Consider the following 24,621-nt stretch of genomic DNA (forward strand, 5'->3'; position numbering starts at 1 on the left):
TATTTGGTGGTATTTAATGAAAAAAGCCTCTCGAATGAGAGGCTTTTAGTTGTCCCACTAGGGAGTTATGCTAACCTCTACACGATAGTAATATCAATACTTTCAATAACTTTCTAAAATCTGGTGACAAACTGGGTGACAAAATAAATAGTTCAATTTGACATCATTTAAAGAACGATTGAGATTATAAAGATACTCATTTTCATATTCATATAACAATAAATAGCACTAAATATTATGCTATTTAGAATAGTACTTTTTCCACCTCATCGTATTTTAAACCAAGGTATTCTGCGCACTCTTTTATTGAAACATATTGATGTGATTTTTTGAGGTAGTGATCCTTCATTTTTTTGATAAGCTCTCGAGAATATCGTTCAGACTTTCCAGTGATGATCATGACGTCTTTTGTATGTAGAACGATACGCTTCATTATTCTTGATGTTTTTTAGTCTTATTTGATTTTAGCCATACACTATCCATACACTATCCATACATGAGCTATGCTCTTGACATGGGGTTATTATGGGTGTTTTCTACCTCAATTACAAAATTATAGGAAAATAAAGGATATTAAAAAGGCAAAAACACGGCAAAACAGCACAAAGATTATTGAACGGAAGTAAACCCTTTTGAGTAGCCTACTTCTCCCCTAGTTTTGATGTATCGATTTCATGTCGCGACGAAATTTGAGGAATGCTGGGAAGGTCTCAGCAGGATATTGTCAAAACTAATATTAAGTAATCATGGCAAGACAAAAAGGAATAATCAAGCTTACGGGTAAGATTGGAGATTTATCTTTCTACAAGACGAAGGATGGTTATTTGGCACGTGAGAAAGGTGGTATTGATGGAGAGCGCATCAAAAAGGATCCTGCGTTTGCAAGAACACGAGAGAACGGAAGTGAGTTCGGGTTGGCTGCAACGTCAGGGAAGACTTTGAGAGATGCTTTCCGTCCACTCATGATGCGTGCTGCAGATAATCGAATTACTTCTAGATTGACACGATTGATGTCCCAGATTAGAAAACTGGATACCACGAGTGATCGTGGAAAGCGTTCAGTTGGTGTAGCGATTCAGAACCAGCCAGCAAAGGACATGTTGAAAGGATTTAACTTCAACGTTCGTTCAATGTTGAATGCGATTTTGTATCGTCCTTACACACTGGACACATCAAATGGAGAAATAGAAATTGTTGATTTGGTACCGATAAATCATATCGCAGCTCCGCCAAATTCTACACATGTTTCTTTTACAGCAGCATGGGGAAAAGTGAATTTTGCAGATGGTGTATCTGATTTATCTATCTCACCAGCAGTAAATCTACCCATAGATAGTACACAAACAACTGTTACCGCAACACCTCCTGCAGCACCAGGAGGAACAGGAACAGATGTGTTCATCTTACTTGTAGAGTTTTTCCAAGAAGTTAATGGTACACAATACAGCTTAAACGATGGAGGCTACAATGCTCTGAACATCGTGGACGTTGTTTAAAATCTATTGATCATGGAAAAGAGAAAGCAAGACAAGTTAGCATCCGCAGGAAAGCGATGCAAAAAGGAAACTCCTCCGTTTTTCAAGAAATTACGCACAGCAGGATTGGTATTGGCCGCAATCGGAACATCGATTGTTGCCGCACCAATTGCACTTCCCGCGATTGCTGTAACGATAGGTGGCTATGTGCTACTTGGCGGAACAGTAATCACAGCGGTAAGTCAAACTGCAGTGAGTGAAAATGAATGTGATCTGGAGGCACCTAAAAAAAAGTAGAATGTTTAATCGGTCTGCTTCAAAATTTAAAGCGGACCACAAAATTTAGAATTATGTCTGAAGAAAAGTGTTTAAATGAAGAAATGTTGGTAAACGTTTCAAAGAGACGACCAAAATTCAAAGCAGGAACAGAATTAGCAAATTCCGTGAATATGGTTGATGTTGATTCGAGTAAAGACGTAACCGAAGACTCAGAGATCATTAAGATTTCTATTCGGTTGACTGAGAAAACTTGCGTGGAAGTTTGCGATTAGTCGTTAGGTAAAATCAAAATTATGAGCCACCAAGCAGTAATGCCTGGTGGCTTTTTTAATTATAAAAATTAGAAATTATGGAATATACAAATGACAATACAACAATCATAGGAACGGTATCCGGAACGATATTGAGCGTCGTGGCTATGTTTGATGCTGGAGATATTATTAAGACGGTAATTATGGCTACCATTGGGGCTGTGGTTAGTTTTTTGGTGAGTAGAGGGTTGAAGTGGATTTGGGGGAGATGGAGGAAAACATGAGGTTATATCATCCATTATTTTAATAAGTAGTATATTGTGAAAGTATTAATAATAAAACTCAGTCAATAACACTTACATACACATGAAGCTTTTTGAATACTCCCTTTAAAAAGCATAAAGCGTAAGAAGCATTGCCTTTATTTTATAGCTAAAAATAAAATATGTCAAAAACCACAGAAACTAGATTAACATTAGCTGCTCTTATATATGGGGTTGAAATAGATTTAAAGAATTCTATAAAAAAGAATATAACTCCATATTTTGAAAACATAGCTTTCTTTAAAGATAAAGATTTAGAGAAGAGGGTTGTGGAGAGGTTTGAAAAAGATAATCCAGGTGTAGATTACCTTGAAAACATAGATGAAGTCATTGAGTTTTTAGACTTTCATGATACTTTTACAATACTCAACAAGAACAAGGAGTTTTTAAAAAAGGAAACAGCTAATTATTTAAAGTCAAATTTTAATAAACTTAATGATTTAACTCCCATTAGAAATAGAGTCATGCACACTCGTCCATTACTCGGTGGTGACTTTTCTTTTACTTATGATTTTGTTTCAACTTTAAAAAAGTCTGACCCAATTGAATGGTCTATAACAATAGATACTAGAGATAAAATAGAAAAGGATCCTTCCTACGTATTAACCTTAAAATTTCCAACAAATCATTTTGAAGAAGAGATTTCTAAAGTTAGTCATAACCTCCCAGTAGCTGATTTTGATGAAACAGGTTTTATTGGAAGAAGTCAAGATGTAGAAGCATTAACTAAACTTATTTTAACAAATAAGGTGGTGTCGGTTTTAGGAGATGGTGGTATTGGGAAAACTGCATTAGCTATAAAAGTAGCTTACGATATTGTTGATATGAATGAATCCTGTCCATTTGAATTAATAATTTGGACTTCAGCCAAAACAACAATGTTGACTTCAAAAGGTATTGAAGACATTTATACTACAATTACTGATTATTCGGGTTTAATTTCTGAAATTGGAGAAACTATAGGTGGTTCAAATAAACTTGAGGAAATTCTTGATTATTTAGATTACTTTAAAACATTGCTAATTATAGATAATCTAGAAACAATTCAGAGTGAAGAAGTTCGTAGTTTCATTCGAGAGGCACAGACAAAATGTAATATTTTAATAACTTCCCGTATAGGTTTAGGAGAGCTAGAGTACCCTCGAAAACTGAAAGGTCTTTCTGAAGCTGAGTCAGCTAAACTTATTCGAGAAATAGCAAGAATTCGAAACAGTGAAACACTTCTTAAGCTTCCCCAAAGTACATTGGTAGATATTTCTAGCAAGTTATATTTTAATCCATTGGCAATTAAATGGTTTGTCAGTACTGTTGAGACAGGAATCACACCTCATGAAGTAATCAATAATAAAGGAGACCTTTTGGATTTTTGTTTAACAAATGTTTACGAGAAGCTTTCTAAAGGAGCTATTTCGGTACTTAACACTATAAGGGCTGCCCGAAAGAAAATTACTAATGCTGAAATTATTTATCTTTCAGAATACGAGCCTCTGCAAGTTAGAAAACATCTTATTGAACTTTTTAAAACCACACTCATTTCTAGACAAATTGAGGATGGAAATAACTATGAAGAAGTAATTTACTTTATCTCTGATTTTGCAAAAGACTTTTTATCAAAGAAGTATCCAATAGACCATTCATATATTAAAGCAAATATTAAAAAATCTAAAGAGCTTAATGTCGGTATAAGACAAATAGATAAGGTTAAGAGATATAATATTTTTTCGTTGAATGCATTAGTTTACGACAATCAAAACCAAATGATTAGTGCAAAGTTTTTACAAGAAGCATTAATTTGTTCGAAAAAAGGAGATTTTGAACAAGCATTAAGTAAAGTTCATGAAGCGAAAAATATTGATCCAAATTATTTTGAGGTATATAGAGTCGGTGCTTTTATTAAAGCAACTCAAGGAGATTTATTGAGTGCAGAAGAAGATTATCAACTTGGATTAGAAATAGCCCCCGAAAATCCAAGGTTATTATATTATTATGCTCAGTTTCTCATGTTTAAACTTGAAGATATTGATGGAGCATTAGTATATGCTAAACAAGTTTATAAACAAAAGCCAAATCACCCTTACACTGCTTTCCTCATTGCACGTTGTTTTAATTATGCACAAGAATACAATAAAGCAATACAGGTAGTTAATGACTTGAAAGAAAACGTCGATCTTGATCCTAAAAATCTTAGAATAGCATATACTGAATTAATTTCTTACTATTCCGAAATAGGTAAAAGCTTATTAACAATCCAAACAGATATTGACAACGGGGTAAGTCACTTTAAGAAAGCATTTGAATTATTCGAACATTGTGCAGATGAGAAAATTGTTGATTACAAAATGGCAAAAAATTTTAGTGTTGGTATTTTAACTTTAATTAGATTTCTTCCTATTATAAAAACCGATGAATTAAATGAATTTTTAAAACTTATGATAGTGAATAATGATAAGTACATAAATTTGACAGTTGATTTAAAAGAGAAGATAATAAGATCATTTTGTGATAAATTCGAAGACAATTCTTTAAATGAATTAATAGATTTTAATTCTTCAGAGCAAAAGCTCGTAGGGAATATTATAAGGACTAATAATACCAAAGACAATTATGCATTTATTCAAGTAGATGAAGATTCGTACTTTGCTCACAGGTATGATTTTATTGATGTTGCTAATTGGAGCGACTGGAAAAAATTAAAAAATGGGCAACTTGTTTCTTTTGAAAAGGGAACAAATAATAAGGGGGAATGTGCTAAAGTAATAAAATTATATTAAGCTGTTTGGACAAAAGTGTTTTTAAAACAGCCCACCGAAGCGAGCTGCTGAGAGAAACAAATGAACCACAACGGGCCACAAAACACTCCGTTTGTGTTATTTGGCTTTCAGCTATCGCTAGGAGGTCAGTTTTTGACAAAATAGGTAAAGCCTGATATATTTACTTCTTTCGGTCCCTGGAGGAGTTTCAACAATCTTCCGTTTGAGTTTTTCCATTTCTGCAGGAATTTCTTTCCTGGGCATTGATTTAAGAATACTTTTAATGACTGCGGAATTTACGTGATACATGATATTTAAATTTATGTTCGGCAACCTCATCTGAAAAGGCTGCCGAACTGGTTAATAATTACGATTTGATTAATTGGTGAACGAGAACTTGTCTTAATTGCTTGAGTGTGTTCTGGATTCGCTTGTAGTTCTCTTCCTGCTGCTCCAATTGCAAAAGCGATGAAACTGTCTTCTTGATTGCTTCGGGTTTGTGAAAAGTGGCGCTGTGTGCTTCAGTGATTATTTTGATGAGGTCATTTTTCCGAATGAAGGGAATCACTGATCCTACTAAAGCAATTTTAAATCGTTTGCCTTGGTGTAAGGAATAAACAATCCAGTACAGACTTTCTTTTTCGTTTTCATTGTTGCACATCATCACAAAGCAATTCGGGCAAGGTTTTTTGAGTGGTTTTCCACTGTTTAATCCTTTGTTAAGGATAAAGAAGTGCGGGCCTTTATACACGCCTTCTGGGCGGTAAGTAATCAATTTGAAATTAGACATAATTTAGGTTTTAAAAATTAAGTCTTGTTCATCGTCGCTACGCTCCGCCATGAATTCCAAAAGAAAAAACCAAAGAAAACGACCAAAAAAGGCCGAAAAAAAAGGAAAAAAGAAAGCTCATTTTTTAGGGCTAAGTAGCAGCTTTGTCAAGGTTTTTGACAATAAAAAATTTGACTCCATGAGTGAACAAAGGAATGGATGGCAAATTTTAGAGTCAAGGAGATTTAAGTTGAAAAAAGATAACCAAAATTATTATTGCAAAACCCGAAGGGCTCGACCTTTATAAAGCTGTGCACAGCCCTATTTTTGCTTTTATTTTTTTATTTTTAATCCATAGGAAAAGCCTAGTCAATAAAACGTTGAATCGAAGGTATAACTGTAGAGATTGCTATAATGATAAAACGAAGGGAGAACTTTTGGTTCAAGTGTAGGTGTTTCAAAATTATAGCATAACACATAAGATTATGGTAAGCATGAGTGAGCCAAGAGAATAGTTATTGATAAAAGAAAACAGCTACTCTTGACTTCCTACCAACGTAGTTTAGCAAGAAAAGCTTTAAGTATTTGCTGCCTTTTTTCAGGCAGCTGATACCTCCTTGCAAAAATGTTAGTCAGTTCGAAGGAAGAAAGTTTTTCAAGTGTGCTTTTTGATTGTTTACTGGTTTAACTATGGTGAAAGGGAATATTTTCGATGCAAGGCAAAGAGTAATAGTGTATATGAAAAAAGCACTCTTGACTTCGAGAATATTAGATGGGACAGTAATTTTAAAAAAATACCTGCTGACCAAAGGGAGGCTGGTATTTCCATGCTAGATGCTATTCAACTGGATAATTATAGCCTGGAACTTTTAATATTGTTTTAACGATTTTGCAAAGTGTCTTATTTATGTAAATCTTCAAACCGGAGCAATTTTGGACACTATTCATTTAGAGCCAATGTATTTAACAATTGAACAGGAAATGGAGCCTTCAGCTATTCAATCAGACTAAGTACGGAGGGAATATGTTTTATTTTAGGATAAAGCTAGACACGGAGAACGCGAGCCGTCTGCGAGTGGAACGAAGGGGGGCGCAACAAGTGGCTGGGAAGCAGACAGGTTGCAACCTCTGTGCCTTAGCACACGAGGGGCGTTTCCAGTTTTTTGGATTCGAAGGGGTAATGTTTTACAAGGGTGGGTGTTTTTTTTGATGCAATGCAATGGAGACAAAAAAATAAGCTCACGCTTGACTTCTTTAATGTTAATTGGAACGTAGAGTTTAAGTGCTTGCTGACCTTTTTCGGGCAGCTAGCACCTCTTAGGGTTATGCCAAAAACTGGAACCGCCCCGAAGCCTGAGTGACGTAGCAGGCGAGCCAAACACGACGCTGCGGTGACACCCCATTTATAGGGAGAGGGAGAGGATGAGGAACGAGAACGCTACCTCACCTTTAAGGGGTTTGGGGTGGCAGAGTAGCAGCAACTGAAGGAGGAGACACCCACGTGAGAAAAATAAGTGGAATGTGGCGCGCGGAGTTTCCGAGCACGACACAATGGAACGGTAAAAACAAGCCCGTAGTGCAACGGAGCTTTGTATAGGCTTGTTTTTATATTTTTTGAGCAGGGAGGTGGTGATGACTGAAGACCTTATTTCCTGTTCCATACAAACGTCAGAGGGAACCAATTTATGCGAAGCAAGAACCAAAAAATTGTCAGCTGATGGTTGCGAAGAGGTCACTTTAGATTTAGGCAAATGTTTAGACGTGGGGCGTTGGAACGGAGAGGTGATTTATTAAGGAGTAATCTTTAAATTGAAAGAATTACGCCACGCCCCGTGGGAAACGGATAGCTTTTTGAACTGTTTTGCACAGGAACACACTATTACAAAGCGACCTTGGAATGCTCTTGTAATAGTGTTGTAGCCGTAGCAAAAACAGGAGAAAACTAGGAGTGGAGACGGATTAGGCGCATTTTAAAAGCTTGTAAGTTAGCAATATAAATAACAGGGTATTCTGTATATGTTGGCACAGGGTTATAAGACTAGAGAAGGGAGTGGCCTAAGAAATGTGGTATAGATTTAATATGCTATTGTTCATTTTGCGATGTAATAAGAACAACTTTGTCAAGCTTTCTACCCGTATTTATAATAATTGAATTATTATCGGAGGATGAATTTATAATGTCTTTCTTTTCAATTATTTCTATCCTATCCATTTCTGATCTTTTACCATTAATATAAGTCGAATCATTTATTTTTAACGAAATCCGTTCTAAATCTACATTCCGTTCTATTAGAGAGATGTTTTTGGTAAAAGCAATTGGGAATTTTTCACCAAACTCTTGAAGATACTTATCTTTAATAGCGCCTGTTAAATAATTGTCAGCAAAGGCTTGTAATGAAATTAAACCATCTACTTTTTCTCTAAATGTCGTGGTTAATGCACCGTAAAGCCCAGTGCGATCTTTTTGATCGATGTCTGGATATTCATCTATAAATCTTTTGGTACTTTTAAAGAAGTTTTTGCTTAAAAGGGCATCGTTTTCATTTGTAGATAACCCGAGAAAATGAGAGTAAAAATATTCTGTTAAATCCAATTTTTGCGAGGTATATTGATCATCATATATAAAAGGTGTAAAGTTAGAAGTCCCTATAAACAAACCTACTTTATAAAAATCTTTGGCAGGTGATAGAAACACATCTTTTATTACGTTTAGTTTTTTATTGGCAATGTTAAAAACTTCCTGTAACTCTGCTTTTATAATAAAAAACATTTTTTCACCTGATACTAATTTACAATCACCAATTAAACAAAAACCACCAGGTATCCTCCTCCTGAAATGTGATGTTGCAAGCTGGTCTGTTAATTCTTTAGAAACTTCAATAAAATCATGTTTTTCTACAGGATAATTATCGTGTAATAAGGAATAGACACTATCTGTATTTTTATTTGAAAAGTTTAACTCAAAACATTTTTTATGATTTTGCATAGCTTTATGCAATCTATCTTTTAATACCTGACTATCATCACTGTTTAATCTTAGTATATTTTCATTAAATTCAGGATATGCATCTTGTGTTTCTGATTTAGGAAAGACCCTGTGACAAATTAGGTGATTAAATGATTTAATTTCTTTTTTAGTAATATTCATAATTCTTTATATTGATTTATGTCAAAGACATGCAGATTAGCATTATATTCTGAAACTTTGGGTTGAAATAACATCGTATTTTCAAGATGTGATAGAATAAGTAAATAATGATATGAAAGAAGTTTACTGGGATTTGAGTCTGTAAGTAGAACCCATTTACCATTCTTTGTAAACTCAGGGTATAAGTTCACTTTAATTATAGATTTATTATAGGCATCTGAATCTATATTTACTAAAATACCCCTGTCAAGAAAGAGAATGAAATTTGGCAAAGCGACATTGTCTTTTACGGAATCAGAAAGTGCTTTTAATAAGTTGTTTTTTTTAGAATGGATAAAAAACATAAATGAAAACAAAGGATTCAAATAATCATTTGACGATAGAGTATCATTTACAGTTAGTGCGTAATTATTTATAGCTAAAGTATTAGGAGACATTTTTTCACGAGATAATTGTTTTTTTAAATTTAATATGTTATTAGAAAAAGTATTAATTAAATCTGATTTATAAAAAGAGTTTTTGACTTCACCTACACAATAGATTGATTCATAAGGGAAAACTTCTGAACTATCACTTAGTTTAAAAAGGTTTTGTATGTGAGAAGCATCTGAGATAAGCAAATCAAATTGAGGAGAAACTTTTAATTGTTTATCTACAAAATGACCGTGAGAGACTTTATAATTATTACCTAGTTTTCTCGAGTAGAATTTCCTAAGTTCTATTTCAACCTCATCACCTGCTGATCGTATGTTTTTTTGGCCAATTCTAATTAAGTTTGATAATTTAGATGCTGTTTTTATTGCAATTACATCAGATTCTAAAAAATCCGCAATCGGTAATTTTGAAAATTCTTTAATTTCTATATTTTCTTTGCCATTTTGCATATAATTCAAAAATAAGATAATCTTATATAGATCTAGATTATTAATGGATTTATATTACTCATTCTTTAAACTTTAATCAGCTTTAATTGGCTGAACAATTGTATATCTAAATGTAATAAAACCATTTACAACTTCAAATTCATATAGATTTTTCAAAGATGGTTTTCTACCTATAAAAAACACCCAGGCTTCTCTGCCATGTTTTTTATTAATTCTATAGTCGTTTTTCGATAAGTTAGAAACAGTTTCTTTCTCTTTAAGTATTCTATTAATTTTATATTTTGAAATCTCTTCTTTATTGATTTTTAGAAAATAAGGGTTGATTTGTTTATTATTAGATGTTAGACTATTATTTCGTTCCCAATCTTCACATTCAAATAATTTAAGATATAGGTAATTCTCGTCACTTACTTCAGAATCAATAGAGTTTAAAGAAACCCTACCATAGAATATTTTATTATCAATATAAGCACCTGTGTTTTCACCATAGATTCTTTTAAAATGGAATTTATATGACATTTTAACTCCTAACAAGTCTAGCTCCACATCTCTATTGAATGGACAGCTTAAATAAAAGTCTACTATTTGGCTTATTGAAGTAACCCTTCGATTTGCATTTGCAACTTCAGCGAATTCACCATTTGAAATGGTCTTTTTTGCTGTTGAGTTTGAATCAGGAAGTAACTCTGAGGTTAATGTAAGAGTATCTTTTACTTTTGGTAATGAGAAGACTAGTTTAGATGGATAATCTAACTTTTCAAATTCTAAATCAGTTAATCTTCTTGTTTTACCAACTTCCAATAACTTCAAGTATTCACTATACGAGCAACTATCTGTATGTTCTTGATTACTGTGTTTTTTAAAGTATGGACGTTTCTTGTTTGTTTCTTGAAATGAACATGCTATAAGAGGAATGGCACATTTATCATCAACGCATACAAAATCAATGCTGCTAACATTATTAATAACTTTTAATTCATCCGCTTCAATTACTTCATTGGTTTTTTTGTTTTTTGCTTTATACATTTTTTTAGTATTATAAGGTTAGAATTGGTTACGTACTTTGCTTTTTTTATTCAACCACTCAGGCCATTTATAAAAGTCTCAACGAAGCCTATTATCTTGGATAGGATTTTGTCGCCTACTTTTCTGCGGTGTAGGACGCTGGGTTTTTCGCCTTGGATTAATGCGAGGACGTCGTCTCTTAATGGTTCTCTTTCGGCGTAGAGGTAGCGTTCTATTAACTTTTGAGTGGCTTCGGGTGAGAGGTTTTCTTCTTTGGTTAATTTGTTGAAGGCTTTCTTTTCTTCTTCGCCCCAGAATTTGTCGAATTCGGTTGGGATGTTTTCAGTTTCTTCAATATTTGGAAGGTTCTCTCTGATGAACTTTTCTATAAGTGTTCGTTTGCTTCTTAGGTTTGTTTCTCCTGCTATAAGGTCTACTATTTCTTTCTCTTTCCCTTCTTTCTCGCCTTCGTTTGTTTCTTTTAATTCTGCTAATAGCTTAAGAATGTAGGAAACGTTTATTTCATCTTTACGGATTAATTCTAATTCAAAATCTACATCGTCTAGAATTGATACTTTCTCTTTTTGGTTGTCTCCTTTTACTTTAAAGTGTAGGTCGAGGTATTTACTTTTATAGTCTTCAAAAGATTGTTCGGACATTGCTAGATCATTCCAGTTGAAGTCTGAAAAAGTTGAAATAGTATTCTTTAAGCGCATTAAAACTCTAAAAGCTTTGATGAACTTTAATTCGTCTTCTTCACTCACTAAATCATTAACGCTGTTGACTGTTGGAACGATTTTTAATAACTCTATATACGCAGTATTGAATTTTTGAACATAATCTTCATAGGGTTCCATTATTATTTCAGCAATAGCGTCTTTGTTACTGAATAAAGTAATCGCTTCGTCTGTTACTGGTTTTAAGTTTCTAAATACAACTATGTTACCTTGAGATTTTTGTTCGTTTAAGATTCTGTTTGTACGTGAATAAGCTTGAATTAAGCCGTGGTATTTCAAGTTTTTGTCAACATATAGTGTGTTTAGCGGTTTACTATCGAAACCAGTTAAAAACATATTTACCACTAGAAGAATGTCAATTTTACGCGCTTTTACTTTTTTTGAAATATCATTGTAATAATTGTAAAAAGAAGTGCTGTCTTTGGTTGAAAACTTTGTTCCAAACATAGTGTTGTAATCATCTATGTATTGATCAAGTTTTTCTCTTGTGTGGACTGTTAAGGAGTTTATATTAGAATCAATATCATCTCCAGAGTTTTCTTCCGGAATGAAACCGTTTGCATCTGCATCATCTTCATTTGCGACATAACTAAAGATTGTTGCTACTTTTAAATCGTGCTCACCAGCTTCTTTCTTTTTCTGAAATAGATCATAATACTTAATCAATGAAGCGACACTACTTGTACAGAACATTGCTGTAAACTGCTTATTGTGTGTTTTACGATTGTGATTTGCAATGATGTAATCAACAATTTTATTTAATCGACTTGGAGAATCCATCAATTCTTTCGTGTCGATATCTTCTACTTCAATGTCTATTTCTGTTGCTGATTCCTTTCTCTTATATTTTCCTACGTACTCAACTGCGAATTTTAAAACATTGCCATCTTTTATCGCATCCGTAATTACGTATTTATGCAATGCTTTGCCAAAAAGTTCTTGCGTTGTTCTTTTACCTAATTCATTTTTTATAGCATTTTCAGCTAAAATTGGTGTACCAGTAAACCCAAACATTTGTATGTTTCTAAAGAACGCTTTTATTCTGTTGTGGGTATCGCCAAATTGAGATCTGTGGCACTCATCAAAAATGAAAACAATTCTTTCGTCTTGTAGCTTTTCCATTTTGTTTAAATACCGTTTCTTGCTAATTGCAGTATTTAACTTTTGAATGGTTGTAACGATTAATTTTGTATCGTCTGAAAACTGTTTTACAAGAGCTTTTGTGTTGTCTGTTCCATCAATACTACCTTTGCTAAAACTGTTAAATTCTTTGGTTGTTTGGTAATCTAAATCTTTTCTATCCACAACGAAAACCACCTTTTTTACTTGTGGAAGGTTCATTATTATCTGACTTGCTTTAAATGAAGTTAGTGTTTTTCCTGAACCTGTTGTGTGCCAAATATAACCACCGTTTGTGCTGTTTTTGACTTTATCAACTATTGCTTCTACAGCATAGTATTGATATGGACGCAACACCATTAACACCTTATTAGTTTCATTCAAAACCACATACTTACATATCATTTTAGAAAGATGGCAAGGTTCTAAAAAATTCGTTGTAAAACCATTTAATATGTTTGTAAGTCTTTTATTATTTACATCGGACCAGTAGAATGTTTGCTTGAATGATTGGTGACGATTATTGGCATAATACTTTGTATTAACTCCATTACTAATCACAAAAATTTGAACGTATTGAAATAGGGCTGTATTTGCACCAAAGGAATGACGCTGATAGCGATTTATTTGGTTGAAAGCTTCTTTTAGTTCTAACCCTCTACGTTTCAATTCTATTTGTGCTAAAGGTAAACCATTCACCAATAAAGTTACATCATAACGGTTTTTATAACTACCTTCCATTGCCACTTGATGTGTAACTTGATATTCATTTTGGCACCAGTGATCTGTATTAATGAACTCAAAATATAGGTTGTCTCCGTTGTCTCGAATTATGTGCTGCTTTTCTCTTAGAGTTTTTGCTTTATCAAAAACAGAACCTTTACTTAAGATATTCATTACACGATCAAACTCACGTGGAGTAAACTTGATATTGTTGTGTTTCTCTAATTGAGTTTGAAGATTTTTTAAAAGTGTAGCTTCATCAGGGATGGAAACTTTAGAATAGCCTAATTGGTTTAATTGTTCTATTAATTGTTCTTCTAGTATTGCTTCTGGTTGTCGGCTCATAGTTAATTATTTTTTAATTCCTTTAAAGTTATTTAAGCTAGCAACTAAAGAGATGTTTCCACTTGCATTCTTTAAGTATTGCTCTTTTAATAATTTATCATCTACCCCCAAAAGCATTATCACTCTATACTGCAAAAGCATTTCAAGAGCATAGCTCGATAAAAAAAGAGTGAAATAATCTTCAAAATATTTATTATACCTTCCTTCGTGAGAAAGGTCATCTCTTGTGTTTTTTACCATTCTCATCCAGTCTTCAATAGGGATCTTGAAAACATTTTTATTAATATCTTGTAGTTCTTTTTTGAAGAAGTATATTCTGTCAATAAGGGTTGGGTTTTTCCAAAATGTTGTTTTTTCACTAAACCATCTTAAAAGCTCCTTATCCTTATCAAGTAATGTTTTTATTTTTTCTCTATTATCTAAAGTGGTTTTATCTATTAAAGGTATGTTTTTACCAATAAAGTTTTTATGAAAGCTTTCTAATGCAACACACATATTTAAGAAATGTTTCTGAGGGGAGAGAGCTGGAATTGCTTTCTTTTCTAGTAGTAAATCAATTACAGAATCAAGGTTTTTATTATCAAACCAACTCTTTATGATTTTTGGAAGGTAACTTCTAATCTCATGAAAAGAGAACTTAATTGAATGACTATAGTTATGAGACTCCCACTTCGAATCAATACCATAGATACGTTCAAAAGACCTGTTCAAACCAATAACTTTCACTCCTGGATCATCATTAGTTAAATAAACAATTAGTTTTTCAATTTTTTTCTTCCAAACATAAAAATCATATATGTTCAGCGGTTTATTGAAGCTTGCATATAGAAAAACATCTCGTTCGAAAGAAGTTTTGGTATAGGAAAAAGAATTTTTATAACCTACCTTGATTTCGAGATCAAAATACGCTGTTGAAACATTAAGAATAGTTTTGAATTCAGGGACTGTAAATGTAGATTTTTTATGCGTAATTCCTTCAATTCCCATAATCCAATGATTCAATGCAGAGCTGGTTAAAGTTATGGTTGATATAAAGCATTGTCTATTAAATGATAGCTTTTCTCCTTGAATTAATTTATGTACATTCAGTTTACAACCTTCGCCACCAAAGCCATGGGAGGATGCACCTATACTACAATCTATTAACGATACTGTACCGAGTTTATTAAATTCTCCATGTAGAACAGCCCAGTCTTCACTTACAGATCCTGGGTTTGGAATTTCAACAAAGATTTTATTTCCGTTAATATTTAGCCAAATGTTTTCAATTGACTTTTTTTCAATAGGAAAAAATAATTTACCAAAATATCTTTGAGTAGTTTCCATCACACAAACATTTTTTGTAGCAAGCCCTTTTTCCATTCTTTAGCTAGAGAAAGCTGTTGGTCTACAGCGGATATTTTTTTGTCTATAGTGGATAAGAAATCTGCTATTTTGTTTTGTTCGTTCTTACAAGGCAAAGGAATTTCAATTTGAGAGAAATTATCATAAAATAAGTATTGCCTCACGCCTCCCTCTTCATATCTAATAATGTCGGTATTAAATCTTTTAGTGTTTAAATAAACTAATAGAAATAAATCTTCAAGATCTTCATTGGTTTTGAAACATACATAAAGGGAACTAATTATCACCTTATTTAAATCATGACTATAACCGATTGAACCTACATTTATTCTAGCTGGATTATAAGCAAATGTTTTTTCATTAACGATCTTATACATGCTAATATCATATCCTCTATCATTACTATTTAAGCCTTCAAATTGTTCAGATTGAGGAAGGAATCCTTCTTGATTATTTATTGAATAAATTGGATAAGAAATTTTCTCTTTGTTTTTTTTCCCTACTTTGTATGTTAGGGATCCCAACTTTCTTTTCTGCCATTTTGGTGGTTCGACTAGCACACCAGCCTCATTTCGAATTTTAAACCTAATTTCTTGTTTAAATATTTTTTGGGTTACACCTTTTTTGTATTCTTCTAGTAATTCTTTCTTTTTTGAGAGGTTTGCTATTTTTTCATCAACTTTTGTAAGGAAGGATGCTATTTTTTGCTGTTCGGGGAGGGAAGGAATATCAATAATTATACTCTCGATTGTTTTTTTTGATAAACTAGGAACACCAGAAGCTGCATTATACTTGTACCAATTAATATTTTGAAATAGGCAATAAACGAATTTAGGGACACATTTTTTGAAATCACGTGTATAGAACAGAGTGTCAACTGTCCAAAAAGCACCATTATAGTAAAATGGTTTATCTATAGAACCTTTCCGACCAATAAAAACGGTCTCACCTGAATAGATAGCTTCATCAACACTTGTCATGTAACCACCACTCCCAAAAACTGGTATATCACCAGGATTTAAATGTTTATAGTCCTTTCCAGAACCTATTTTTAATATATCCCCCATTCTAACTTGAGGCCAATTATAGGAGAATTCTTTAAAACGTATTGATGGTTTTTGATTTTTAAGTTTCTTCATCTTAAAAAGGGCTTTTAATTCCTAGTTCATTACAAAACCCAGCTATTTCCTTATCAATAGCTTCCATTTCTTTATCAGTCAAAACTAATTCTTCCGCCACAGCATCAATATCAATTGGGTCTTCTTCTTCAAAAGTATCTACATAACGAGGAATGTTTAAATTATAATCGTTTTCTGCGACCTCATCTAATGAAGCAACATAACTGTATTTATCTATTTCAGTTCTCTCTTGATATGTAGAAATGATTTTATCAATATCTTTATCCCTAAGTTGATTTTGAGTTTTCACCTTTTCGTAATGTTCGCTGGCATCAATAAAAAGGATGTTATCCGGATTCTCTTTACATTTTTTAAACACCATGATACATGTAGGAATACTTGTGCCGTAGAAAATGTTTGCAGGTAAGCCAATAACAGCATCTAAATAATTGCGGTCTTCAATAAGGTATTGACGAATATGGCCTTCAGCACCACCTCTGAACAACGCCCCATGAGGTAAGACTATAGCCATAGTACCATTTTCAGCTAAATGATGAATCATGTGTTGAACAAAAGCGTAATCAGCTTTTGATTTAGGAGCGAGTTTACCGTATTGACTAAAACGATCATCACTTGTAAATAAAGCGTTCGCACTCCATTTTGCTGAAAAAGGAGGATTGGCCACAATTGCTTCAAAGCGTTCATCAATGTGTTGGGGATGTTCTAAAACATCATCTTGTTTTATATCGAACTTACGGTAATGAACATCGTGCAGGATCATGTTCATTCGTGCCAGGTTGTATGTTGTTCTGTTTAACTCTTGGCCATAGAAGTTATTTACTTGTTTAACCTCTTTAGCCACTCGTAACAAAAGTGATCCAGAACCACAAGTGGGGTCGTAAACTGACTTCAATCTTGTTTTACCTGTTGTTACCAGTTTTGCTAGAACAGAGCTAACCGCTTGTGGAGTATAGAATTCACCTGCTTTTTTTCCTGCACCTGATGCAAATTGACCAATCAGATATTCATAAGCATCACCAAGGATATCAGAATCAGTAGACTCTAATTCAAAATCAATTTTATCTAGATGTGAAAGCACCTTTGAAATCACTTCGTTTCGAGCTTCAGGAGTTTTTCCTAATTTGGTACTGTTAAGGTCCATATCTTCAAAAAGGTTATCAAAGTCCTCTTCGCTTTCTGTACCCATTGTACTTAACTGAATATTGGTTAAGATTTTCTGAAGGTCTTCAATAATAAAGTTAGATACGCCTTCTTCATCGCTATTACCTCGCTTAGCAATTTGGCTAAAGAGTTCTGATGGTTTTAGGAAATAGCCTAAAGTTTCAAGAGCTTCGTGACTAATTGCTTCTATGTATTCTTTTCCTTCTGGTGTTGATTCGTCAATTTCTTCAAACTTGAGTTTGTCGCCTCCTTCTTTTAACATCGTATTTGCATAGATGTCCATTTTCTCGGCAAGGTATTTATAGAAGATGAAGCCTAATATGTAGTCTCTAAATTCATCAGCGTCCATTTTACCGCGAAGGGTGTTGGCGATGTTCCAGAGTTGTTGTTCTAGTTGTTTTTTTTGATCTTCTGACATGGTTAATTTGTTTGGGGTGTGAAGATAAGAAAAAAAGGGAGTTGGTGGGATAGATTAGAAAGGAAGGTCATTGTCTAATGGAGAAACATCTGAATTTAAAACAAATTCTTTCCAAAATAGGATACCTTTTTTAGTGAATTTATAATAAATCTTCTGATTTTTTTCATCTAGGACTTCACGAATTATATCCGAGTGTTTGAATTTTTCGATTGTAATTGTATCCATATCGCGAGGTACATTTTCAAATTTACTTATTGCGGTACCAAGACTTTTAAAATGGTGAAATAGGTCTGACTTTTTAAATGACTCATATTCTTCTTTTGATAAATGTGTATTATCATTAGGTGATGAGTTGTCATAAGCTTTGATATTTAGCTCCTTTTGTAATGTGTTTATAGTTTCGTCTCTTTCTTCAATTTGTCTTGTTAAAACATCTATCTTTTTATTTAGGTTTGCAGTATCACGAAATCCAGCTCTTTCGTCTTCTAATTCACTTTCTTTTTTGGCTAATTGTTTCTTCGATTCGTAATCGAAAAGTTTTTGATTCAAAATATTATTCTTTCTGCCTTCAAGTGCTTTTTTTGACATCTTATCAAATAATAGCATGATGTATGGTAGGATTAAAACATAGAATAAAGCAAAAGCTAATGGTAGCCAAATATTTGTGAGATAAGTTGAATAACTCACTTCGACTTGGTTTATTTTTTCTTGTATTGGTTGGGAAGCAAAAAGTACTATAAATATTGGTTTCCAGTTAAAAACAATAAAGGATATTAAAAAAGCGCCTAGAATTGGGTTCTTAATTCTTTCTTTACTTGATTGCATGAATGAGTTAAATAGTTCTTTCATTAGATGTTGGTTTTAATTGGTTTCATTTCTTCTTATCATCACCTAGTGGCAAGGTAATCATTTTGATAAACACCTAGTGATTTTTATTTTATTTCATTCAAGTAATGATTAAATAGATCTCTTCTCCAATTAATTACAATTTCATAAACTTTAAACAGATCCCACTTCTTATCAAGAATTGTTAACCCTTCAAAAATCGGGGACTCTTCAATATCATCATTCACTATTAAATCAAATGCCTCAAGTATTCTCTGAGTACCACCATGTAGTTTTTTATCATCCTTATGTTTTATATAGTTAGCAAGACCAATAATCAATTCAGTATTAGTACGCGAAAAGCTCCCTGGTGTTGATCCAATTTTATAAAGAGAGGTTTTATCTTCTAAACTTTCGTACAAGTCTTTAATACTTCCATTAATGTAGTTTTGAAATGCAATAAATGCCATGCCAAAAACAGGTTCAGTATCTTCAAGAAGCCATAAGCCATCGTACCAATCTATCTTTCCTAATCTTGCTTTTAGAGTTTCAATCGAGTTGTTTAGGCCAGTGATTATTTGTTTTAAACTATCTGCGCGATAGTCTACATGACGCCAATGAGTTTGTGTTATTGTCATTTTATAAATGATTGGATTGTGTTTTAAGTTTAAACTAATTTGATTCTTTATGCAAAAATATTATCTTCGTATTGATTTAGGTGGTTAGGTTAGGTTGATTTTAAGAGGGAATAGAACGCTCGTTCATTCCCTCTTATGTTTTTTACGATGTTTCTTTTTTTCTTCATGGGTTAATTTAAACGCATTTAAGAAAGTGGAGTATTCGACTAAATCGCCTTCCGCAGATGTAATAAAGTAGAAGATGCCATTTGCCTTTTCAACACCGAGCGTTCCTAAACCTTCACAAATTTCAGCTATGTAATAGCCTTCTTTTAAATCTACAATGATTTCAGAGTAGGAAAAGTCGTAAAACTTATCTCCTACTATGTCTGCATATTCCTTACTAAATTCTGCCATTGTTAAACTGTATTTGTTTCAAGACAATGAATTTAATTAAATTCATTGTTATTTGTACTATATTAGCATCATGAAACTTTACAAACTACTACAAATTCAATCATTTTTCATTCTATTTTTTGGAATTGGGTTATCTACGGCACAAGTACCATCAGGGTATTATAGTACTGCTGAAGGTTTAACAGGAGAAGCGTTGAAATCTGCGCTAAACGATATAATAGATGATCATGTCAAGTTTTCTTACACAAGTTCAAATACAGATGTTTGGGATATATTAAAGGAAACGGATAAAGATACTATTGATCCGACGAAGGTTATTTTAATTTATACTGGATGGACTGTTGATGCTGAACAGGAATATAATGCTGGAAGTGGGTGGACACGTGAACATGTTTGGGCTAAATCACGAGGGAACTTTGGTACTTCACAAGGTGCTGGAACGGATGTTCATGCTTTAAGGCCTTGTGATGTTTCTGTGAATTCTGCTCGTAATAATCGATGGTTTGGGATTGGAGAATATGAATATATTGATGGTGATGGACCAACTGGATGTTATACAAGTACCTCATCTTGGGTTTGGGAACCACGTGATGAAGTTAAGGGGGATATTGCCAGGATGATGTTTTATATGGATACGCGATATGAAGGAGAGAATGGAGAATTGGATTTGCAATTGATTGATTCTATTCCGAGTGATAATAATACGAATGAGCCTATTCATGGTTTGTTTTCTGTTTTATGGCAATGGCATATTGAAGATCCTGTTGATGACTGGGAAAGGAATCGGAATGATGTTATTTATTCTTATCAGCAAAACCGTAATCCTTTTATTGATCATCCGGAGTTCGTGGAGATGATTTGGGGAACTTATGTTGGTGTTGAGGATTACGCTAAAGATGAACCTAAAGAATTGATAATGGTTCTTGATGTGCTGGGTAGAGAGGTTGAAATTGAGCGTGGTGTTTTGCAGTTTTATATTTATTCGGATGGGAGTGTGGAGAAGAGGGTGTTGAGGTAGGACTTACGAGATGGGATATAGCGGACTAGGATGGGGTATCACAAGGGCAGAGTTCTCATTCCTTAAGAAAATCATTTAGCTGTAATATTTTTTTATTTCATTAACTGGTCTTACAATTGCATCAGCTTGTTGTTTATGCATATATCTGCCAAAACTTTCAACTTGTTCAGTATAAATATTGTTTTTGTATTCCGTTATTGCTTCAGAGGTAATTAGAATATTGAAGTAATCAGCCCACATAGCTTTTACTTTATATTCAGGTAGTTCCGAAAGGGAAGAGCATCCTTCTACTGTACATCCAATCGCCCAACTTAAGAAGTTTAAGGAGTTGAAAATTCTTAAATAATTACCAAATGAGAACTCAATGTCCTCCTCTAATCCATGAAAAATTAAATGTCTATTAAAGCTATCTGTGACGTGGTTCGTTTTAGTATTCAAATAGAGATTGTTTTTAATGAATTTTTCAAATTGAATCATCCATAATTTAAAGTAATAACGGTGTTTTTTAAGTATTTCCTTTTCTTGATTAGAATCTAAATAGTTGTCCGTCTTAATTAGACTCATATTTCTTTTATGTAAGAAAGTTTTACTTAGTTCTACATATTCATCAGTCATCAAATTAACAGCTTTTAAAAGTTCTTTTATTTCAATCTCACCTTTTTTATGTTCACCTTTTTTATTGATAAGATATTTACGCAAAGTTCCTTCAATAACGGGTATAAGTATTGATATTGCCCCTTTGAAATCCTTTTGGAGACACATTACAATTGACTCCCTAATTGTCGGAACAAAATCTTTTAAAAAGGGTCTTGTCAAATAAACTCCTTCAATAAGATGAATTGTACCTCTAAGGTCAAAGAATTTTCGGGCAAAGAATGTTACCACATCTTCATTTAGGTTTTCAGAATTAGCTATTAAATTAGTTAGGACTTCTATATCCCCGCCTTGACTGTATGGATGAATAAAAACCCAATTGCTTCTTTGAAGATGTTGATTCACCTTATCTAGTTTTTCTACAGTATTTATTTGAGATTCAATTTTATTGAGCTCCTTTTGAAATAATCTTTTATTCACGATTGTATTTATTTTTCTCTTGTTGTGTAATAATTAGTCGGCTTTAATTCCTAAATACCATTTTTGCTTCGTAGAATTATCTGGCCTGCTATATAATTGCAAGGATTCTTAACTTCTTGAAATCCGTTCAAAGTTCAAACTTTTTCCTTTCGATTCTTCTTCTATATGGATAAGACTTAATGAGTGAGATACTACATTCCAAATTTAATCAATTTTCAGACTTTAGCTGTCATAACTCCATTAACATCTCTACCAACCCTTCCTGCGGTGCTACATCATCTTTCAAACTATTCACATTTGTATGAGACCAAAGACCAGGAGTATTCAAGCACATATTCTTACTTACGATTTCAAAAGCTTTAATTCCTTTCTTTCGGATGAGGTTTGGTAATCCTTCGCGGATATCGATGTTGTGTTTGTTGCCGAGATAGTGAAGGAGCTTTTTGAGCGACTGCAATTGTTTATTAGAGTACTTGTGATAGAATGAAAAGCCTTTGAATGGTTCAGCAAGTTCTTCGACTTGTTCGGGATCTACTTCTTGGCCAACGTAGGTGAAATAAGAATTTTTTCCTCTAGCAATTGGTTTGGGATTTCCATTTTGGTCTTTTTCGAAGTAGCCTTTTGTTAACCTACCGAAGCTGCAAAGTTCAACTCCTATGCTTTGACTATGGACAGGATTGTTGCCAATTCCTAAATGCCATGCCCAACAATTGTTGGGGATTGCTTGTAGTATTTTACCATCGTGTTTTGAGTTGTCGTTGTGGATTGATTGGCCGCCAATGACAAATTCGGTGGCTACTTTGTGTGGTCGTTCGCCCCAATGGTCTATTACACGATATGGGTTTTGCCAACCTCCTGTGTGGTGTAGGAATATTGATTTCTTTTCTGTGGGTTGGTTGTGGTAAGCGTAGTTTGGGAGGAAGTATTGTTCGTAAAGTGATTCTTCTTGATTTGGATTGTTGATCATTTCCCAACCGTCGTAGAGAAATGACCAGGTTATTGGGCCTACAATTCCGTCGGGTGTGATGTTTTGGGATTTCTGGAAGAATATAACGGATTGTTGGGTTTGTGGACCGAAGATTCCGTCTGGGAGGATGTTGAGGAGGAGTTGGAGTTGTTTTACTTCGGAACCTTTTGAATTAAGCTTTAATGTTTTCATGTTGTTGTTTTTAATAGGGCTACGAGATGAAATCTCGCAGCAGCTGAGTTTTAGAGTTTTCATAGAAAAATTATTTTATAATTTTTGGGCGATTTGCAAATCGCCCTTACGTACTTACTTTCTTTTGTCCTTGGTGGACGTAGGAAATGAGATGAGATTGAACATTTCACGGAGTCTGGAACGGACTCTTTTGCCATATAATTCTTCAAGTTCATCAGCATTGAGATTGGTAGTGGCGTGGGTAACAATTTGATAATTTGTTAGTAAATCGTAACGTTGAAGGAGTATTTCTCCGATTGTGTTGCATTCGTTACCGTAGAACTTACTGTTGCTTTCTACTCCCAAATCATCAATGAAAAGTGGGGTGTGTTTTTTTCCATATCGATTGATTATTTCAACTCCTTCACGCTGATATTCGAGGGCTATGTCTCGCGAAGATTTGATGTGGTAAAAATCTTCTTTGAAAAGAAATACGCGCAGCAAATTCATGATTGATGTTTTGCCTGATCCGATGGGGCCGATGAGTAAAACTCCTTTGTTGAGATCAATGTTGTATTTCTTGCATTGTCGTTCTTCATGAATCATGTAGATGATAAGACGATGAAAGGTAACGACATCGGAACGATGAATTTTAAATTGGTCTCCGTATTTTGATTTGCCCAGGTACTGGATGTAGCGAAGTGTTTTTTTAAAATCGAAGACACGTTGATTGTTAACTATTTTGTATGGTTTTTCCATGACTTATTTTTTTAAAGTGGGATATCGTAATCTTTGTTTTCGTTGACGTGTAAGCGTTGTTGTGCTGGGCTTCTGCTTTGTGCTTGATACTTTTCATCTCGAATAATCCAATTTCGTGCAGCAGCTTTCCACTTTTTCATGGGGGCTTTTCCAGCAACTTTCCAACCGTTGGATTCAAAATGATTGAAAAACATTTCAGCAACTTGGTAGGAAGATTTATTCTCGTGAAAAAATGTTTTTACTTCCTGGAGCTCTGGAGGGACAAATCTTTTTCGTTTGGTGGGTGATTGCAAATCACTCTTACTTGCTTTTTTGGATTTGGGTGAGTCGGATGATTGCAAATCATTTTTTTTGGGCGAATGCAATTCGTCCTCATGAAAAGAAGATTCATCATTTTGATTTTGGGATGGATGGGGGGAAGATTTTTTTTCTTCCCTTTTTTTTGTTTGAATAGGTTTGTAATGTTTATACTGTTTGTTTAGTTTAATACTGTTTATAGAAGGTACTAGAGCTTGTTCATTTTTGGAATGGTTCCTGTTCACAACCTGTTCTGGTACTTGTTCATTTTTGGAATGGTTGCTGTTCACAACCTGTTCGACACCTGTACCAAAAATGAACATATTGACTTTACTGCCTTTAAATGGATTGTAAGAAGGTAGGTACTCGAGATATTTCCATTTATGTAAATCGGTGATGCAACGATGATAAGTTGAATTGGATCCTATTTTAGATACTCTCATTACGTCAGTTCGAGTCACTGATATTGGGCTTTTAAATCGATTCATGTTCCAGAATTGAAACAAAGCAATGTACAAACTCACATGAGAGGGATTCAGTCGATCATCATCCGACATCTTATTCATTGCTTCTGTGAGTTGTTTTATATAGTTTACTTCTTTCATA

At 33.7% G+C, this 24,621-nt stretch carries 22 protein-coding genes; 6 read left to right on the top strand and 16 right to left on the bottom strand.

The features are described from left to right. Nucleotides 1-244: 244 nt before the first annotated feature. Entirely contained in the window at nt 245-433 is a 189-nt protein-coding gene (locus CW751_RS00005; RefSeq protein ID WP_101332905.1) for a hypothetical protein, read from the bottom strand. 313 nt (nt 434-746) lie between these two features. Between CW751_RS00005 and CW751_RS00010 the strand changes: the two genes are divergently transcribed. From CW751_RS00010 to CW751_RS00030, 5 genes are all read left to right on the top strand, one after another. After that, entirely contained in the window at nt 747-1,496 is a 750-nt protein-coding gene (locus CW751_RS00010) for a hypothetical protein (protein WP_101332906.1), read from the top strand. Nucleotides 1,497-1,508: 12 nt separating this feature from the next. After that, a complete protein-coding gene (locus CW751_RS00015; protein ID WP_101332907.1) occupies nt 1,509-1,772 on the top strand; it encodes a hypothetical protein in 264 nt (87 codons plus the stop codon). 53 nt (nt 1,773-1,825) lie between these two features. Then, entirely contained in the window at nt 1,826-2,026 is a 201-nt protein-coding gene (locus CW751_RS00020) for a hypothetical protein (protein WP_101332908.1), read from the top strand. A gap of 77 nt (nt 2,027-2,103) precedes the next feature. Continuing rightward, complete coding sequence (locus CW751_RS00025) at nt 2,104-2,289, top strand: hypothetical protein (RefSeq protein ID WP_101332909.1); 186 nt, start codon at nt 2,104-2,106, stop codon at nt 2,287-2,289. 161 nt (nt 2,290-2,450) lie between these two features. Beyond that, nucleotides 2,451-5,099, top strand: coding sequence for a tetratricopeptide repeat protein (locus CW751_RS00030; RefSeq protein ID WP_101332910.1), 2,649 nt, complete (start codon nt 2,451-2,453; stop codon nt 5,097-5,099). A gap of 346 nt (nt 5,100-5,445) precedes the next feature. Here the strand turns inward: CW751_RS00030 and CW751_RS00035 are convergent, their stop codons facing one another. The 11 genes from CW751_RS00035 to CW751_RS00100 form a co-directional block, all read right to left on the bottom strand. Next, nucleotides 5,446-5,868: a DUF6943 family protein gene (locus CW751_RS00035; protein ID WP_101332911.1), complete on the bottom strand. Its 423-nt coding sequence runs from the start codon at nt 5,866-5,868 to the stop codon at nt 5,446-5,448. Between the two features lie 2,062 nt (nt 5,869-7,930). After that, nucleotides 7,931-8,995 carry a nucleoid-associated protein gene (locus tag CW751_RS00055; RefSeq protein WP_101332915.1) on the bottom strand — a complete coding sequence of 355 codons (1,065 nt, stop codon included), beginning with the start codon at nt 8,993-8,995 and terminating at the stop codon, nt 7,931-7,933. Then, nucleotides 8,992-9,879 (bottom strand): DUF6602 domain-containing protein, encoded by an 888-nt coding sequence (locus CW751_RS00060; RefSeq protein WP_101332916.1) that lies wholly within the window; start codon nt 9,877-9,879, stop codon nt 8,992-8,994. The genes CW751_RS00055 and CW751_RS00060 overlap by 4 nt, the downstream gene beginning before the upstream one ends. 72 nt (nt 9,880-9,951) lie before the next feature. Then, nucleotides 9,952-10,905 carry a hypothetical protein gene (locus CW751_RS00065; RefSeq protein ID WP_101332917.1) on the bottom strand — a complete coding sequence of 318 codons (954 nt, stop codon included), beginning with the start codon at nt 10,903-10,905 and terminating at the stop codon, nt 9,952-9,954. Between the two features lie 50 nt (nt 10,906-10,955). Next, nucleotides 10,956-13,808 (bottom strand): type I restriction endonuclease subunit R, encoded by a 2,853-nt coding sequence (locus CW751_RS00070; RefSeq protein ID WP_101332918.1) that lies wholly within the window; start codon nt 13,806-13,808, stop codon nt 10,956-10,958. Between the two features lie 6 nt (nt 13,809-13,814). Next, a complete protein-coding gene (locus tag CW751_RS00075) occupies nt 13,815-15,170 on the bottom strand; it encodes a HEPN domain-containing protein (RefSeq protein ID WP_133122074.1) in 1,356 nt (451 codons plus the stop codon). After that, nucleotides 15,134-16,291, bottom strand: coding sequence for a restriction endonuclease subunit S (locus CW751_RS00080; RefSeq protein ID WP_101332920.1), 1,158 nt, complete (start codon nt 16,289-16,291; stop codon nt 15,134-15,136). The genes CW751_RS00075 and CW751_RS00080 overlap by 37 nt, the downstream gene beginning before the upstream one ends. Nucleotide 16,292: 1 nt before the next feature. Beyond that, nucleotides 16,293-17,870 carry a type I restriction-modification system subunit M gene (locus CW751_RS00085; RefSeq protein ID WP_101332921.1) on the bottom strand — a complete coding sequence of 526 codons (1,578 nt, stop codon included), beginning with the start codon at nt 17,868-17,870 and terminating at the stop codon, nt 16,293-16,295. 54 nt (nt 17,871-17,924) lie between these two features. Further along, the gene (locus CW751_RS00090) at nt 17,925-18,719 is read right to left on the bottom strand and encodes a hypothetical protein (protein WP_133122075.1); all 795 of its coding nucleotides are present in this window, start codon (nt 18,717-18,719) and stop codon (nt 17,925-17,927) included. Nucleotides 18,720-18,802: 83 nt separating this feature from the next. After that, nucleotides 18,803-19,333 (bottom strand): hypothetical protein, encoded by a 531-nt coding sequence (locus CW751_RS00095; RefSeq protein ID WP_101332923.1) that lies wholly within the window; start codon nt 19,331-19,333, stop codon nt 18,803-18,805. Nucleotides 19,334-19,456: 123 nt separating this feature from the next. Next, complete coding sequence (locus CW751_RS00100; RefSeq protein ID WP_101332924.1) at nt 19,457-19,729, bottom strand: hypothetical protein; 273 nt, start codon at nt 19,727-19,729, stop codon at nt 19,457-19,459. Nucleotides 19,730-19,799: 70 nt separating this feature from the next. Between CW751_RS00100 and CW751_RS00105 the strand changes: the two genes are divergently transcribed. After that, on the top strand, nt 19,800-20,747 hold the full coding sequence (locus CW751_RS00105) for an endonuclease I family protein (protein ID WP_101332925.1): 948 nt from the start codon (nt 19,800-19,802) through the stop codon (nt 20,745-20,747). Nucleotides 20,748-20,822: 75 nt separating this feature from the next. On the opposite strand, the gene CW751_RS00110 is transcribed toward CW751_RS00105, so the two are convergent. The 4 genes from CW751_RS00110 to CW751_RS00125 form a co-directional block, all read right to left on the bottom strand. Further along, a complete protein-coding gene (locus tag CW751_RS00110; RefSeq protein ID WP_101332926.1) occupies nt 20,823-21,821 on the bottom strand; it encodes a hypothetical protein in 999 nt (332 codons plus the stop codon). Nucleotides 21,822-22,050: 229 nt separating this feature from the next. Then, nucleotides 22,051-22,980, bottom strand: a complete 930-nt coding sequence (locus CW751_RS00115; RefSeq protein ID WP_205677760.1) for a peptidoglycan recognition protein family protein — start codon at nt 22,978-22,980, stop codon at nt 22,051-22,053. A 114-nt stretch (nt 22,981-23,094) separates the two neighbouring features. Continuing rightward, a complete protein-coding gene (locus tag CW751_RS00120; protein ID WP_101332928.1) occupies nt 23,095-23,718 on the bottom strand; it encodes a P-loop NTPase family protein in 624 nt (207 codons plus the stop codon). An 11-nt stretch (nt 23,719-23,729) separates the two neighbouring features. Further along, a complete protein-coding gene (locus CW751_RS00125) occupies nt 23,730-24,620 on the bottom strand; it encodes a transcriptional regulator (RefSeq protein ID WP_101332929.1) in 891 nt (296 codons plus the stop codon). Nucleotide 24,621: the final 1 nt, after the last annotated feature.

Origin of the sequence: Brumimicrobium salinarum, from assembly GCF_002844555.1 — a bacterium.
GTDB lineage: Bacteria > Bacteroidota > Bacteroidia > Flavobacteriales_D > Crocinitomicaceae > Brumimicrobium > Brumimicrobium salinarum.